The sequence below is a fragment of the Bradyrhizobium genosp. L genome (assembly GCF_015624485.1).
In the GTDB taxonomy this organism is placed as follows: domain Bacteria; phylum Pseudomonadota; class Alphaproteobacteria; order Rhizobiales; family Xanthobacteraceae; genus Bradyrhizobium.
Genome location: NZ_CP061378.1, coordinates 1,125,869 through 1,140,587, shown reverse-complemented (window position 1 = coordinate 1,140,587; position 14,719 = coordinate 1,125,869). Strand labels below are relative to the sequence as shown.

The window sequence follows — 14,719 nt, the reverse complement described above, 5'->3', positions numbered from 1 at the left end:
GCTTGACGACGAGGCCGTGGTGCTCGAACCGGTTGCGCCGTAGCCGGAGCTCCCTGACTGCATGTCCTGCAGCAGCTTGATGAAGTCTTGCAGGATCTGCGAGTCGCTGCTGCTCGCCGACGAACTGTCACTCGACGAATCGGTGCTCGATGACGAGGTGCTCGCCGAAGAACTCGTGCTCGAGGAACTGTCGGACGGCGGCGGTCCTGGAGGTGGTCCCGGCGGCGGACCACCGGCGCCGTTCGGCCCACCACTCGTGCCGCTGCCCGAATTGCCGAACGTATTGGAAAAGACATTCTGCAGTTCGGTCGCCTGCGAGCTGGTCAGATTGCCGTTCGAGACCTGCGCTTGAATCAGATTGTCGATCGTCGTCTGCATGTCGGTCGGCGTCGCGCTTGACGACGAGCTTGACGATGAGCCTGCCGCCGATTGCCGGTCTGCGTTGAGCGAAGAGTCGATGCTGGTCAGTGCCGTCGAAAGCGCGCTGGCATCGGCCGAGCTGACGGTGCCGGACGTTACCTCAGACTGGAGTTCAGCCTGTAACCTTTGCAAGGGAGAGCTGTAACTGCTCGCACTCGTTGCGGATGTGATTGTCATGTCGATTTGCCCAAGACGTAGAAAGCCCCGGCAAAACAATCAGCCATCGTGTTTAATTTTCTCCTCTTGCAGCGCCCTATGCGGTTTCGAAGTATTTCGAACGCGCTTTGAGCAACATCGAAACAAGATTTTCTTCGAGAAGACACCAGCAGCGCGGCATCATCGACGCTGCGATTGCCTGATGTCGCGAATCATTTTCGGTCTTGCAGTCGGCAACTCTTGCCGACGCTGCAGATCTTGCCGATCTCTCTGGTTTCGCAAGCTGACGGATTGATCACGCATTTCACTTGACCTCGCCCCGCTTGCAAGCGGGGAGAAGGAGCAGCATCGCGCTACGCGAGCAGCGCTTCGATCGCGGCTTTATCGATGATCGACCAGACATTCGCGATGCGTCCGTCGACAAACTCGTAGAACACGTTCTCGCAAAACCGCACGCGCTTGCCGTTGACAGGCAGACCGAACAGCACGCCCGTCGGCGTGCAGTCGAAGCGCAAGCGGCTCGCGATCCGCGGCGGATCCGACATCAGCAGATCGATCTCGAAATGAAGATCGGGAATGGCGCGAAAGTCACCTTCCAGCATGTCGCGATAGCCCGACAGGCCGATCCGCTTGCCGTTGTAATGCACGTCGTCGTGGACGAACGTCGCGAGATGCGGCCAGTCCTGCCTGTTCAGGCAGGCGATGTAGCCGCGGTAGACCTCGGCGAGCTCGTTCTTCGTCATGACACCGTCCCGCCTTGCCTATTCCGGCAACCCCGCGTCGCGCAAGGCGACGCCGATCTGGTCGCGCAGCGCGGCGCCGCGGACCGGAAACGCTTCGCTGACATGCGAGGTGCGGAAGCCCGGGTGGACCCGCAACAGCCGTGCGATCGCCTTGTGCGCCTCATCGGTCCGGCCGGCGCGGATCGCATTGATGATGAAAGCGCCCAGCGAATGCGCATTGGTGTTGAAGCGCAGCGACCGCTTCGCGGCTTCGCATCCCTCCTCGTAGCGCCCGAGCCAGAAGAAGGCGTGCGAGGTGCCGATCCAGGCGCTGATCCGCAGCGGATCGAGCGGGCTCAGCCGCATCATGTGATCGAAACTCTCGATCGCGCGCTCCGTATCCCCGCACATCAGCGCGACCCAACCGCGCGAATACCAGGCGAAGCCGAGATTGGGGTTGAGCACGATCGCCTCCTCGACCATCGACGAGCCGAGGTCGTAGTCATGCCCGAGATAGGTCAGCACGTGGCCGGCCGTCGACAGCACGAGCGCATCCTCCTCGCCGAGCCGCGACGCCAGTCGCGCATGCTTGATGGCCTCGAACCGCTCCGGGCCGTCGAGCGGCGCACCGCTGGTGGCCTGCCGGCCCATCCAGGTCCAGGCCAGCATCGCATGCGCCGCGGCAAAGTCCGGATCGAGCTCGATCGCCTGCTTGAACAGGTCGTAGGCGTCGGCGAGCGAGGCACGCTGGTGGATCAGCGCCATGCCGCGCAGATGAAGGTCGTAGCTGTCGAGCTTTTCGGTCGGCTTGTGCCGGGTCCGCTCGAACTCGGCCTGCTCGAGCCTGGGCGCAATCAGGCCGACGACGCTCGACGTCACCTTGTCCTGCAGGCCGAACACATCCTCGAGTTCGCCGTCGAAACGATCGGCCCAGATGTGGTTGCCGCTCGCCGCCTCGATCAACTGGCCGGTGATACGGACCCGGTTGCCGGCCTTGCGCACGCTGCCTTCGAGCACGTAACGCACGCCGAGTTCGCGGCCGACCCGCTTGATGTCGATGGCCTTGTCCTTGTAGGCGAAGCTCGAATTGCGGGCGATGACGAACAGCGACTTGAACCGCGACAGCGCGGTGATGATCTCCTCGACCATGCCGTCGGCGAAATACTCCTGCTCTGGATCGCCGCTCATGTTCTGGAACGGCAACACCGCGATCGACGGCTTGTCGGGCAGCGGCAGCGCGGGCCGGACAGGCTTTACCGCGGGCGCCGCGTCCTTCACGTCATGGACACGCGCGCGCCAGGCGCGCATCGGCTCGGTGATGTTCTTCAGGGTCTGCAGCCCCATGTCGTCGAACACGACATCGACCTTGGCCCGCACCTGCCGATACGCATCGTCGGACAGATAAATGCCGCCGGGCTCGGCGATCCGCTCCATGCGCACGGCGATGTTGACGCCGTCGCCGAAGATATCGTCCGCATCGATGATGATATCGCCGATATGGATGCCGACGCGGAACTCCAGCCTTAACTCGTGCGGCAGTGGCGCGTTCTGCTCGGCCATGCTGCGCTGGACCTCGATCGCAGCGCGCGTCGCGTCGACGGCGCTCGCGAATTCGATCAGCATGCCGTCGCCTGTGGTCTTGACGATGCGGCCGCGATGGGTCGCGATGGCGGGGTCGATCAGCGAACTGCGCGCGCTCTTGAGGTTGGCCAGCGTGCGCTCCTCGTTGCGGCCCATCATGCGGCTGTAGCCAGCCAAATCCGCCGCTACGATTGCCGCCAATCGCCGCTCAACACGCTCGCCGCTCACGGGTGCCTCCGCTCGCGTCGAATAGAGCACTTCCCCTCCGGAAAGGCTAGCTGATCCAGAACTCCGGCACCGCGGGCGACAGCCGCCCGCCGGCGCGGACCGGCGCGATCTTCACCGCAAGCCCGGTTGCATCGTCGGTCTCGACCGCGACACCCGACAGCGTCGCCACGCCTGCGGCCGGCTCGAAGCGGCTGGAGGGGATGCCGGTGAGGAACCGCTGCAGCGGCTCCTCCTTCTGCATGCCGATCACCGAATCATAGTCGCCGGTCATGCCGGCGTCGCTCATATAGGCGGTGCCAGCCGTCAGCACCTGGTGATCGGCGGTCGGCACGTGGGTGTGGGTGCCGACCACGAGGCTGACGCGGCCGTCGCAGAAATAGCCTATGCCCTGCTTCTCGCTGGTCGCCTCGGCATGGAAATCCAGCACGACGGCATCGGCGCCTTCGCGCAACGGACAGGCCTCGAGCTCGCGCTCGATCGCGGCGAACGGATCGTTGGAGGACGGCTCCATGAAGACGCGGCCGATCGCATTGATGACCAGCGCGCGCTTGCCGTTCTTGGTGTCGACCAGCGCCGAGCCGCGGCCGGGCGAATGCCGCGGGAAATTCAGCGGGCGGATCAGCCGCGGTGCGCGCTCGATGAAGACCAGCGCTTCCTTCTGATTCCAGGCGTGGTTGCCGAGCGTGATCGCATCGGCGCCGGCATCGAGCAGCTCGTGATAGATCGCCTCGGTGATGCCGAAACCGCCGGCGGAATTCTCGCCATTGACGATGACGAGGTCGAGCGACCAGTCCTTGATCATGCCGGGAAGGTGGTCATTGATGGCGGTGCGGCCGGTCTTGCCGACGACGTCGCCCACGAACAGAATACGCAATGCTAGCCACTCCGGAAATCGAACGCCTTGCGCTCCGTTAGCACATAATCGAGCGCGACGTCGTGCGACAGCGCCGGGATCACCTTGGTCTCCTGTGCCGCGAAGGCGACCCCGACCCCGATCACATGCTTGGTCTTGCGCAGATGCGCGAAACTATAGTCGTAATAGCCGGCGCCGTAACCGATGCGATGGCCGAGCTTGTCGAATGCCGCAAGCGGCACCAGCATCACGTCAGGATGCACCTCGGCCGCGGCCGGCGACGGCTCGGGGATGCCGAGCGGCCCGAGCATCAGCCGGTCTTGCGGCGACCAGGCGCGGAAGGTCAGCGACTGCCCGCGCGCATTGACACAGGGCAGCGCCAGCCGCGCGCCCTTGGCGGCGAGCGTCAGCAGCAATGGCTTGGGATCGATCTCGCTGCGGATCGGGGCATAGCCGGAGACGATCATGCCTTCGGTGATCTCGAACGGCGCGCCGCGCTTGGCCAGCGCCTCGGCAGCGGCAGCGCGCTGCGCGTCGCTCAGCGCATCACGCTTGGCTAGCGCAAGGGCTCGAAGCTCGGCCTTCGATGGAGATGCGTGCATGACCCATCTTCCGCTCTGGTCGCCCGCCCTTGCGTGCGATCCGCTCATTCCAGGGACGCAAGCTATGATGCGGACGAGCCGCCGCGTATTGAATGCCCGCGAGAGCGGGCGTGCTGCACCTCAGAACCGCCGTGACGCGACAAAAGGCATCGGCAGAAATCAAGTGCGAAGCCGCAGAGGCCGTTGGAGCGCTCGATCCCGGAGTTCCCTACGAAAGTAGGTGGGCACCATATGTCCGGGTCCACGGACCCGGCCAGGGACAGTTCCCTAAAGGATCGATAAGGCCCCGGGGATATTATGGCTCCTGACGCACGACGCAGCTTCGCGAGGGGTAATGTAGCGACGAAGTTCTGGTTCCGCCAGCGGCACCTTGTCGTCCCGGCGAAGGCCGGGACCCATAACCACAACTCTTCATTGTTCTGGATGGTATCGATCTGCACCGCCCAGACTCGATGGGCCGCGGAGTTATGGGTCCCGGCCTTCGCCGGGACGACGGTGGCTACCCGATCGCGATGCCGCCGCCGACGGTGCGGTTGAGCACCTGGGTGGTGCGCTCGATCCGCTCGGCGGCGGCGTTGAGCGCGTTGGAGACCGCCATCTGGGTGGCGCGGGCGCGGTCAGCGGCAGCGGTGCGCGCGCTGCGCAGCTGCTCAAGCTCTTCTTCCAGGCTGCGGATGCGCGCGGCCGAGTCCACGATCTCGTCGCACGCGGTCAGTGCCGCCATCACGGTGAGCCTGGCATCGCCGATCTCGCCGAATTTTCCGCGCAGCGATTCGATGCGCTGCTCGAGGTTTTCCGCGAGCTTGAGCAGCCGCACCTCCTGGCCCTCCTCGCAGGCCATGCGGTATTGCCGGCCATTGATGGTGACGTTGATGTGGCTCATCTGGTGTCTCCGCCCTCGAGCACGGCGCGGATGGTGCCGATCGCCGCGTCGAGCTTTTCCGCGATTTCGCGATTGGCGCGCTCGAGCTTGCGCGTCTTCACCAGCGAGCCGTCGAGCTCGTCGGCAAGCCTGGAGCGATCGGCGCCGAGCGCCTGAATCCGGCTTGCCAGCTCGTTCTCGTCGCGGTCGGCCTCGCGGCGCCGCTCCACCGAGCTCTCCAGCGCATCGAGCGCCGCCATCAGCCGCTTGGTCGCGGCATCGATATCGGCGAGCGGTGCCTCGGTATTGGCAGACCCGTTTGCGGGACGATCACTCATGACACGCTGGCGCTGACCCCTTCGAGGTGGCCTGGTTCGGTTGGATTCGGTTCAGCCTGCCGCACGGCAAAACCGGCGTTTCGGCAAGCGTTTACGGGATGAAATTTACGTGGTGAGCGAGGCGAGCGCAACGCCGCCGCGGAGCTATGCACCGTTCAATGAAATCGGCCGGTTTTGAGCAACTTTTCCCCGTTTTGGGGCGTTTCATCGCCTTGGACTTGCGGAAATGAGGTGCTAATCCACCCCTTAACCCGTAAGGCCATCACGCGCGTGTCGCGGCTGCCCGCCCCGATGCATCTCGCAACAGCTCCTCATTCCAGGCGGATTTTCATCATGACGCAGGTCGATCACACCCGTATGGCCAATGCGATCCGTGGCCTTGCCATGGACGCCGTCGAGAAGGCCAATTCCGGCCATCCCGGCCTGCCGATGGGTGCCGCCGACATCGCAACGGTGCTGTTCACCCAGTTCCTGAAATTCGATGCGGCCGACACGGCGTGGCCCGATCGCGATCGCTTCGTGCTGTCGGCCGGCCACGGCTCGATGCTGCTCTATGCGCTGCTGTACTTGACCGGCAACAAGGACATGACGCTCGACCAGCTCAAGCATTTCCGCCAGCTTGGATCGCTGACGCCGGGCCACCCGGAGAATTTCCACACCAAGGGCATCGAGACCACCACCGGCCCGCTCGGCCAGGGCATCGCCACCGCGGTCGGCATGGCGCTCGCGGAAAAAATGCTCGCCGCCGAGTTCGGCAAGAAGATCGTCAACCACCACACCTACGTGCTCGCCTCCGACGGCGACCTGATGGAAGGCATCTCGCAGGAGGCGATCGCGCTCGCCGGCCACTGGCGGCTCAACAAGATGATCGTGCTGTACGACGACAACGGCATCTCGATCGACGGCCCGACCTCGATCTCCGACTCGGTCGACCAGGTGAAGCGTTTCAAGTCGGCCGGCTGGGCCGCCGAATTGATCGACGGTCAGGATCAGAACGCGATATCAGCCGCGATCACCCGCGCGCAGAAGTCGAACAAGCCGTCGCTGATCGCCTGCAAGACCACGATCGGCTACGGCGCGCCGCACAAGGCCGGCACCGCGAAAGCGCACGGCGAAGCGCTCGGCGCCGACGAGCTCAAAGCGGCGAAGGAAAAGCTCGGCATCTCGCTCGAGCCGTTCTCGGTGCCCGATGACGTGCTGAAGGCCTGGCGCGAAGCGGGCGCCCGCGGCGTCGCCACGCACAAGGAATGGGACGAGCAGTTCAACCAGCTCGGCAGCCGCAAGCGCGCCGAGTTCGAGCGCCGCATCCGCCACGAGCGGCCGCAGGCGCTGGCAAAGGGACTGCGCGCCTTCAAGAAAAACCTGCTGGAAAATCCGCTCAACATCGCGACCCGCAAATCGTCGGAAGCCGCGATCGAAGTGATCGCAGCCGCAATGCCGATGGAGTTCGTCGCGGGCTCCGCCGATCTCACCGGCTCCAACAACAACAAGGCGAAATCGGCGGTGGCGTTCGCCGCCAAGACGCCGAAGGGCCGTTTCATCCACTACGGCATCCGCGAGCACGGCATGGCGGCGTGCCTCAACGGCATCTTCCTGCATGGCGGCTTCGCGCCGAACGGCGCCACCTTCCTGGTCTTCACCGACTATGCACGCGGCGCGATGCGGCTATCGGCGCTGATGGGCACCGGCGTGGTCTATGTCATGACCCACGACTCGATCGGCCTCGGCGAGGACGGCCCGACCCACCAGCCGGTCGAGCATCTCTCGGCGCTGCGCGCGATCCCGAACATGCGCGTGTTCCGGCCCTGCGACGCGGTCGAGACCGCCGAGTGCTGGGAACTGGCGCTCAACCGCATCGACGGCCCGACCGTGCTGGCGCTGACCCGCCAGAACCTGCCGCAGCTCCGCACCACGGCGCCCAACGACAACCCGTGCAGCCACGGCGCGTACGAGCTGGTCGCGGCGCAGGGTGACGCAAAAGTGTCATTGTTCGCCTCCGGTTCCGAGGTCCAGCTTGCCGTCGAGGCGCAGAAGCAGCTCGCCCAGCGCGGCATCCCGACGCGGGTGGTCTCGGTGCCCGCGCTGGAATTGCTGCTGCAGCAGCCGGCCGAGCGGCAAAATGCCATTATCGGCAACGCGCCGGTCAAGATCGCGATCGAGGCCGCGGTGCGCTGGGGCTGGGACGCCGTGATCGGCCATGATGGTGAATTCGTGGGCATGCACGGATTCGGCGCCAGCGGCCCGGCCAAGGACCTTTTCAAGCACTTCGGCATTACTGCTGAGGCCGCCGTTAACGCTGCGCTGAAGCGCGTCTGACGCCGGCCAGACGGGCGTGTGCTGACGGTTGAGCTTGCCGCGAAAAAGGATTACCAAAGCTCCATCTTTTCCGCTTGCGCCCGGCTGAACCGGGCGTTCCGCCGCAAAACCCTCGTGGGAGTCCTCCCGCGGGGCCGGCAGCAGCTTTAGAGGAGACGAGCAATGGCAATCCGCGTCGCAATCAACGGGTTTGGCCGCATCGGCCGCAACGTCCTGCGCGCCATCGCCGAGTCCGGTCGCAAGGACATCGAGGTGGTCGGCATCAACGACCTCGGCCCCGTCGAGACCAACGCGCATCTGCTGCGCTTCGACTCCGTGCACGGCCGCTTCCCCGGCACCGTGACCGTTGACGGCGACACGATCACCGTCGGCGACAGCAAGATCAAGGTTTCCGCCGAGCGCGATCCCTCCAAGTTGCCGTGGAAGGCGCTCGGCGTCGACGTCGCGCTGGAATGCACCGGCATCTTCACCGCCAAGGACAAGGCGTCCGCGCATCTGACCGCCGGCGCCAAGCGCGTGCTCGTCTCCGCGCCTGCCGACGGCGCCGATGCGACGATCGTGTACGGCGTCAACCACGAGACGCTGACCAAGGATCACCTGGTGATCTCGAACGGCTCGTGCACCACCAACTGCCTGGCCCCGGTCGCCAAGGTCCTGAACGACACCGTCGGCATCGAGACCGGCTTCATGACCACGATTCACGCCTATACCGGCGACCAGCCGACGCTCGACACCCTGCACAAGGACCTCTATCGCGGCCGCGCCGCGGCGATGTCGATGATCCCGACCTCGACCGGTGCGGCGAAGGCGATCGGATTGGTTCTCCCGGAGCTAAAAGGCAAGCTCGACGGCGTCTCGGTCCGCGTGCCGACCCCGAACGTCTCGGTGATCGACCTCAAGATCGTCGCCAAGCGCCCGACCGACGCCAAGGAGATCAACGAGGCGATGAAGCGCGCCTCCGAGCAGCAGCTCAAGGGCATCCTCGGCTACACCACCGCGCCGAACGTCTCGATCGACTTCAACCACGATCCGCACTCCTCGACGTTCCACATGGACCAGACCAAGGTGCAGAACGGCAACTTCGTGCGCGTGATGTCCTGGTACGACAACGAGTGGGGCTTCTCCAACCGCATGGCCGACACCGCGGTTGCGATCGGCAAGCTGCTGTAACTCACGTCTCGCGTCCCGGACGCGGTGCGGCGTGTGTTCACGCCGCTCCGCAGAGCCGGGACCCACGCCACCGCGGGACCCGTGCGTGGGTCCCGGTTCTGCGCAGCGCCCGGGACAAGGGACCCTTCATGACAAAATCATTCCGTACCCTCGACGACGTCGACGTGAAGGGCAAGCGCGTGCTGCTGCGCGTCGACCTCAACGTCCCGATGGAAGGCGGCCGCGTCACCGACGCGACCCGGCTCGAGCGCGTCGCGCCGACCATCACCGAGATTTCGGACAAGGGCGGCAAGGTGATCCTGCTCGCCCATTTCGGCCGGCCCAAGGGCCGCGATGCCAAGGACTCGCTGAAGCCCGTCGCTGAGGAATTGTCGAAGGTCATCAAGCGTCCGGTCGGTTTCGCCGAGGACTGCATCGGCGAGGCCGCGGCCAGGGCGGTCGGCGCCATGAAGGACGGCGACATCCTCTGCCTGGAGAACACCCGCTTCCACAAGGAAGAGGAAAAGAACGACCCGGGCTTCGTCGCTGAGCTCGCAAAGCTCGGCGACATCTGGGTCAACGACGCCTTCTCCGCTGCGCATCGCGCCCACGCCTCCACCGAGGGCCTCGGCCACAAGCTGCCGGCCTATGCCGGCCGCACCATGCAGGCCGAGCTCGACGCGCTCGGCAAGGCGCTGGAAGCGCCGACCAAGCCCGTCATCGCGATCATCGGCGGCGCCAAGGTCTCGACCAAGATCGATCTGCTCGAAAACCTGGTGAGCAAGGTCGATGCGCTGGTGATCGGTGGCGGCATGGCCAACACCTTCCTGCATGCGCAGGGCATCGGCGTCGGCAAATCGCTCGCCGAAAAGGATCTCGCCGCGACCGCGCTGAAGATCCTGGACAAGGCCAATGCCGCGAATTGCGCGATCATTCTTCCCGTCGACGCCGTCGTCGCCAGCCAGTTCGCGGCCAATGCGCCGTCGCATGCCTACGGGCTCGACGCTATCCCGGCCGACGGCATGATCCTCGACGTCGGCCCGCAATCGATCGCGCGCATCCATTCCGCGATCGACGATGCGGCAACGCTGGTCTGGAACGGACCGCTCGGCGCCTTCGAGCTGACACCGTTCGACCGCGGCACCGTGGTCTCGGCCAAGCATGCCGCCGAGCGCACCAGAGCGAAGAAGCTGGTGTCGGTGGCCGGCGGCGGCGACACCGTGGCCGCGCTGAACCAGGCCGGCGTGGCGCACGATTTTTCCTACGTCTCGACCGCGGGCGGCGCGTTTCTTGAATGGATGGAGGGCAAGCCCCTGCCCGGCGTCGAAGTTTTGAAAAAGAGCTGATTTAGGTTATCGCGCGCGACAAGCGCCTTACGCATAGGGAGAATTGGAATGGCTCGCATCACCTTGCGGCAACTGCTCGACCACGCGGCCGAGCACGAATATGGCGTACCTGCCTTCAACATCAACAACATGGAGCAGGCGCTGTCGATCATGGCCGCGGCCTCCGAAGTCGATGCGCCGGTCATCATCCAGGCCTCGCGCGGTGCCCGCTCCTACGCCAACGACGTCATGCTCAAGCACATGATGGACGCCGTCACCGAGATCTATCCGCAGATCCCGGTCTGCGTGCATCTCGACCACGGCAACGAGCCGGCGACCTGCATGACGGCGATCCAGGCCGGCTTCACCTCGGTGATGATGGACGGCTCGCTGAAAGCCGACGGCAAGACCCCCGGCGATTGGGACTACAATGTCGGCGTCACCAGGACGGTGACCGGCATGGCCCATCTCGGCGGCATCTCGGTGGAAGGCGAGCTCGGCGTGCTCGGCTCGCTGGAGACCGGCATGGGCGACAAGGAAGACGGCCACGGCGCCGAGGGCAAGCTGTCGCATGACCAGCTCCTCACCAATCCCGACGAGGCCGTGAAGTTCGTGCAGGAGACCAAGGTCGACGCGCTGGCGATCGCGATGGGCACCTCGCACGGCGCCTACAAGTTCACCCGCAAGCCGGACGGCGACATCCTGGCCATGAAGGTGATCGAGGAGATCCACCGCAAGCTGCCGAACATGCATCTCGTCATGCACGGCTCCTCGTCGGTGCCGCAGGATCTGCAGGACATCATCAACGCCAATGGCGGCAAGATGAAGCCGACCTGGGGCGTGCCTGTGACCGAGATCCAGCGCGGCATCAAGAACGGCGTGCGCAAGATCAATATCGACACCGACAATCGCATGGCGATGACCGGCCAGATCCGGAAAGTGCTGAACGACAATCCGGAAGAGTTCGATCCGCGCAAATATTTGAAGCCGGCGATGGAGGCGATGACCAAGCTGTGCAAGCAGCGCCTCGAGGAGTTCAACACCGCGGGCCAGGCCAGCAAGATCAAGAAGGTGCTGACCACCGCCGATATGGCCAAGCGCTACGCCAAGGGCGAACTCGACCCCAAGATCGCCTGACGGCAGGTCGCCCGACAAACATTACGGCGGGACATCGCTTCTGACGCAATCGGAAACGGTGTCCCGGCCTTCCTCGGCGGCGGCAACCCGCCGGCCCGCGACGAACGTTTTCTAGGCAACTGCCCGAGAACCGCCTATTTTGGCTCGCAAAGGCAATGCGCTCTGGAGGACGCCTCGATGAACCTTGCTGACCTCAACAAGATTGCCCTCGCCATGGTCGCCCCCGGCAAGGGCCTCCTCGCCGCCGACGAATCCTCCGGCACCATCAAGAAGCGGTTCGACGCCATCAAGGTCGAATCGACCGAAGATAGCCGCCGCGACTACCGCGAGATGCTGTTCCGTTCGCAGGAAGCGATGAGCAAATACATCTCCGGCGTCATCCTCTATGACGAGACGATCTGGCAGAACGCGAAAGACGGCACGCCCCTGGTCAAGCTGATCGAGCAGGCCGGCGCCATTCCCGGCATCAAGGTCGACGAGGGCACGCAGGCGCTGCCGAACTGCCCGGGCGAACTCGTCACATCGGGCCTCGACAAGCTCGCCGAGCGGCTGAAGAAATATTACGAGCGCGGCGCGCGCTTCGCGAAATGGCGCGCGGTGATCGACATCGGAAATGGAATTCCCACGATGACCGCGATCAGCGTCAACGCGCATGCGCTGGCGCGCTATGCCGCGCTGTGCCAGGCCGCGCAGATCGTGCCGATCGTCGAGCCGGAAGTGCTGATGGACGGCGATAACGACATCGACCGCTGCTACGAGGTGACGCAGCGTGTGCTGAACAAGACGTTCCAGGAATTGCGGGTGCAGCGGGTCGCGCTCGAAGGCATGATCCTGAAGCCGAACATGGCCATATCTGGCAAGAAGTGCCCGAAGCAGGCCTCGGTCCAGGAGGTCGCCGAGAAGACCGTCCGCCTGCTCAAGAGCTGCGTGCCGGCCGCCGTCCCCGGCATCGCCTTCCTCTCCGGCGGCCAGAGCGACGAGGAAGCGACCGCGCATCTCGACGCCATGAACAAGATCGGCAATCTGCCCTGGCATCTCACCTTCTCCTATGGCCGGGCGCTGCAGGCCGCGCCCCAGAAGGCGTGGTCCGGCAAGGCCGACAACGTGCCTGCGGGCCAGCGCGCCTTCTCGCACCGCGCCAGGATGAACGGCCTCGCCAGCACCGGCCACTGGGACACCGGCCTCGAGAAACAGGCGGCATAGTTGGCCACCAAGCCCGTTCCGCCGCGCCCCGTCCCGCGGCTTTATCTCGCGACGCCCGAGGTCGATGACCCCGCGCAGCTCGTTGCCGAGCTGCCGGATTTGCTGGCTGCGGCCGACGTCGCCGCGGTGCTGGTGCGCCTGCGCGAAACCGACCAACGCACCATGATCTCGCGGATCAAGGCTTTGGTGCCTGCCGTGCAGAACGCGGGTGCGGCGCTGCTGGTCGACGGCCACCCTGAGATCGTGGCCCGCGCCGGAGCCGACGGCGCGCATTTGACCGGCATCGCCGCGATGGAAGACGCGATGCCGTCGCTGAAGCCGGACCGCATCGCCGGCATCGGCGGGCTCGCGACGCGCCACGATTCGATGGCCGCGGGCGAAGCCGGAGCCGATTATGTGCTGTTCGGCGAGCCCGACGCCAAGGGAGCGCGGCCCTCGACCGAGGCGATTGCCGAGCGGCTGGAATGGTGGGACGAATTGTTCGAGCCGCCCTGCGTCGGCTTCGCCACCTCGCGCGCGGAAGCCGAGCAGTTCGCGGCCGCAGGGGCGGACTTCGTGCTGGTCGGCGACTTCATCTGGGCCGATCCGCGCGGCGCGAAAGCCGCGCTGGTCGAGATCGGCACAGCGATCGCAGAGGCCTACGCCAACACGCTCGGAAAGGCCAAGGCCGAGGGATGACGCCGGAATGAAGCGCCTGCGTCCGATAGGTGTTGCGCTCGGCTGCATGATGCTGACGGGCGGCGCGATGGCGCAGCTGTCGATCACGCCCCCGGCGCAGACGCCGCCTGCGAAAAAGGAAGCGCCGAAGGAGGCGAAGCCGAAGGTGCATTCGCCTGCAGCCGCCAAGAAGGCCGCGCCCAAGCCTGCCGCCACGCCGACGCCCACCCCGTCGGCTACGCCGATCACGCCGCAGGTGTTCGACGACCCCAATGTCGACCTGATCTACGGCGCCTATCAGCGCGGCATGTACAAGACCACGCTCGAGCTTGCGACCGCCAAGGTCCAGTACAACAACGACCCGAAGGCGATGACGATGCTGGGCGAGCTCTATGCCAACGGGCTCGGCGTCAAGCGCGACTACGCCAAGGCCGACGACTGGTACAAGAAGGCGAGCGACGCCGGCGACCGCGAGGCGATGTTCGCCTATGCGATGATGAAGATCGCGGGCCGCGGCGGTCCCGTGGACAAGGATGCCGCGGTCAAGCTCTTGGCATCGTCGGCCAAGCTCGGCGAGCCCAAGGCGGCCTATAATCTGGCGCTGCTCTACCTCGACGGCCAGACCCTGCCGCAGGACCTCAAGCGCGCTGCCGAGCTGCTGCGCATGGCGGCCGACGCCGGCAACCCGGAGGCGCAATACGCGCTCGCGACCTTCTACAAGGAAGGCACCGGGGTGCCGAAGGACCCCGAAAGGGCGGCGCGCCTGCTGCAGGCGGCTTCGCTGGCCGACAATGTCGACGCCGAGGTCGAGTATGCCATCGCCCTCTACAACGGCACCGGCACGCCACGGAACGTCCCGGCGGCGGTGGCGCTGCTGCGCAAGGCGTCCAGGCAGAACAGCGCGATCGCCCAGAACCGCCTCGCCCACGTGCTGGCGACCGGCGCCGGCGCGCCGGTGGACAAGGTCGAGGCGCTGAAATGGCATCTGGTCGCCAAGACCGCCGGCAAGGGCGACCCCGACCTCGACGATATCCTCGCCGATATGACCCCGGACGACCGCGCCAAGGGCGAGGCCGCCGCCCGGAAATGGATCGGCAACAACGTCAAATGACGCCTTGACGCCGCCGCCTGCAGAGGGCACCCAGTCCGGAAATCTCTCGCGCCGCAGGC

14 protein-coding genes, 1 other RNA gene and 1 pseudogene are annotated in these 14,719 nt (G+C 65.5%); 9 read left to right on the top strand and 7 right to left on the bottom strand.

Annotated elements, in window-relative coordinates:
* Positions 1-79: 79 nt before the first annotated feature.
* Complete coding sequence (locus IC762_RS35655; RefSeq protein WP_195787562.1) at positions 80-352, top strand: hypothetical protein; 273 nt, start codon at positions 80-82, stop codon at positions 350-352.
* A gap of 6 nt (positions 353-358) precedes the next feature.
* Positions 359-565 (top strand): hypothetical protein, encoded by a 207-nt coding sequence (locus tag IC762_RS35650; RefSeq protein WP_195787561.1) that lies wholly within the window; start codon positions 359-361, stop codon positions 563-565.
* A gap of 364 nt (positions 566-929) precedes the next feature.
* Here IC762_RS35650 and IC762_RS05235 read toward each other — a convergent pair whose 3' ends face one another.
* From IC762_RS05235 to IC762_RS05205, 7 genes and pseudogenes are all read right to left on the bottom strand, one after another.
* Positions 930-1,319, bottom strand: a complete 390-nt coding sequence (locus tag IC762_RS05235; protein WP_195787560.1) for an ester cyclase — start codon at positions 1,317-1,319, stop codon at positions 930-932.
* A gap of 18 nt (positions 1,320-1,337) precedes the next feature.
* On the bottom strand, positions 1,338-3,080 hold the full coding sequence (locus tag IC762_RS05230) for an adenylate/guanylate cyclase domain-containing protein (protein ID WP_246801432.1): 1,743 nt from the start codon (positions 3,078-3,080) through the stop codon (positions 1,338-1,340).
* A 73-nt stretch (positions 3,081-3,153) separates the two neighbouring features.
* A complete protein-coding gene (locus tag IC762_RS05225) occupies positions 3,154-3,981 on the bottom strand; it encodes a TIGR00282 family metallophosphoesterase (RefSeq protein ID WP_195787559.1) in 828 nt (275 codons plus the stop codon).
* Positions 3,923-4,562: pseudogene (locus IC762_RS05220) on the bottom strand (5-formyltetrahydrofolate cyclo-ligase). The gene IC762_RS05225 and the pseudogene IC762_RS05220 overlap by 59 nt, the downstream one beginning before the upstream one ends.
* A gap of 164 nt (positions 4,563-4,726) precedes the next feature.
* A non-coding RNA gene (gene ssrS / locus IC762_RS05215) (6S RNA) lies at positions 4,727-4,888 on the bottom strand.
* Between the two features lie 173 nt (positions 4,889-5,061).
* Positions 5,062-5,445: a cell division protein ZapA gene (locus tag IC762_RS05210; protein ID WP_195787557.1), complete on the bottom strand. Its 384-nt coding sequence runs from the start codon at positions 5,443-5,445 to the stop codon at positions 5,062-5,064.
* Positions 5,442-5,762: a DUF4164 domain-containing protein gene (locus IC762_RS05205; protein ID WP_195787556.1), complete on the bottom strand. Its 321-nt coding sequence runs from the start codon at positions 5,760-5,762 to the stop codon at positions 5,442-5,444. The genes IC762_RS05210 and IC762_RS05205 overlap by 4 nt, the downstream gene beginning before the upstream one ends.
* Positions 5,763-6,095: 333 nt before the next feature.
* Between IC762_RS05205 and tkt the strand changes: the two genes are divergently transcribed.
* The 7 genes from tkt (at position 6,096) to IC762_RS05170 (ending at position 14,660) form a co-directional block, all read left to right on the top strand.
* The gene (gene tkt, locus IC762_RS05200) at positions 6,096-8,078 is read left to right on the top strand and encodes a transketolase (protein ID WP_195787555.1); all 1,983 of its coding nucleotides are present in this window, start codon (positions 6,096-6,098) and stop codon (positions 8,076-8,078) included.
* A gap of 162 nt (positions 8,079-8,240) precedes the next feature.
* Entirely contained in the window at positions 8,241-9,248 is a 1,008-nt protein-coding gene (gene gap, locus IC762_RS05195) for a type I glyceraldehyde-3-phosphate dehydrogenase (protein ID WP_195787554.1), read from the top strand.
* A 128-nt stretch (positions 9,249-9,376) separates the two neighbouring features.
* Positions 9,377-10,573, top strand: coding sequence for a phosphoglycerate kinase (locus IC762_RS05190; protein ID WP_195787553.1), 1,197 nt, complete (start codon positions 9,377-9,379; stop codon positions 10,571-10,573).
* A 48-nt stretch (positions 10,574-10,621) separates the two neighbouring features.
* Entirely contained in the window at positions 10,622-11,689 is a 1,068-nt protein-coding gene (gene fba / locus IC762_RS05185; RefSeq protein ID WP_195787552.1) for a class II fructose-bisphosphate aldolase, read from the top strand.
* 177 nt (positions 11,690-11,866) lie between these two features.
* A complete protein-coding gene (locus IC762_RS05180; RefSeq protein ID WP_195787551.1) occupies positions 11,867-12,892 on the top strand; it encodes a class I fructose-bisphosphate aldolase in 1,026 nt (341 codons plus the stop codon).
* Positions 12,893-13,570, top strand: a complete 678-nt coding sequence (locus IC762_RS05175) for a thiamine phosphate synthase (protein WP_195787550.1) — start codon at positions 12,893-12,895, stop codon at positions 13,568-13,570. It abuts the gene before it with no gap.
* Between the two features lie 7 nt (positions 13,571-13,577).
* Entirely contained in the window at positions 13,578-14,660 is a 1,083-nt protein-coding gene (locus tag IC762_RS05170) for a tetratricopeptide repeat protein (RefSeq protein WP_195787549.1), read from the top strand.
* Positions 14,661-14,719 lie beyond the last annotated feature (59 nt).

Coding starts and splice junctions, on each gene's coding strand:
- fba (WP_195787552.1), top strand. CDS start 10,622: ATGGCTCGCATCACCTTGCGGCAACTGCTCGACCACGCGGCCGAGCAC.
- IC762_RS05180 (WP_195787551.1), top strand. CDS start 11,867: ATGAACCTTGCTGACCTCAACAAGATTGCCCTCGCCATGGTCGCCCCC.
- tkt (WP_195787555.1), top strand. CDS start 6,096: ATGACGCAGGTCGATCACACCCGTATGGCCAATGCGATCCGTGGCCTT.
- IC762_RS35655 (WP_195787562.1), top strand. CDS start 80: ATGAAGTCTTGCAGGATCTGCGAGTCGCTGCTGCTCGCCGACGAACTG.
- gap (WP_195787554.1), top strand. CDS start 8,241: ATGGCAATCCGCGTCGCAATCAACGGGTTTGGCCGCATCGGCCGCAAC.
- IC762_RS05190 (WP_195787553.1), top strand. CDS start 9,377: ATGACAAAATCATTCCGTACCCTCGACGACGTCGACGTGAAGGGCAAG.
- IC762_RS05170 (WP_195787549.1), top strand. CDS start 13,578: ATGAAGCGCCTGCGTCCGATAGGTGTTGCGCTCGGCTGCATGATGCTG.
- IC762_RS05205 (WP_195787556.1), bottom strand. CDS start 5,762: ATGAGTGATCGTCCCGCAAACGGGTCTGCCAATACCGAGGCACCGCTC.
- IC762_RS05235 (WP_195787560.1), bottom strand. CDS start 1,319: ATGACGAAGAACGAGCTCGCCGAGGTCTACCGCGGCTACATCGCCTGC.
- IC762_RS05210 (WP_195787557.1), bottom strand. CDS start 5,445: ATGAGCCACATCAACGTCACCATCAATGGCCGGCAATACCGCATGGCC.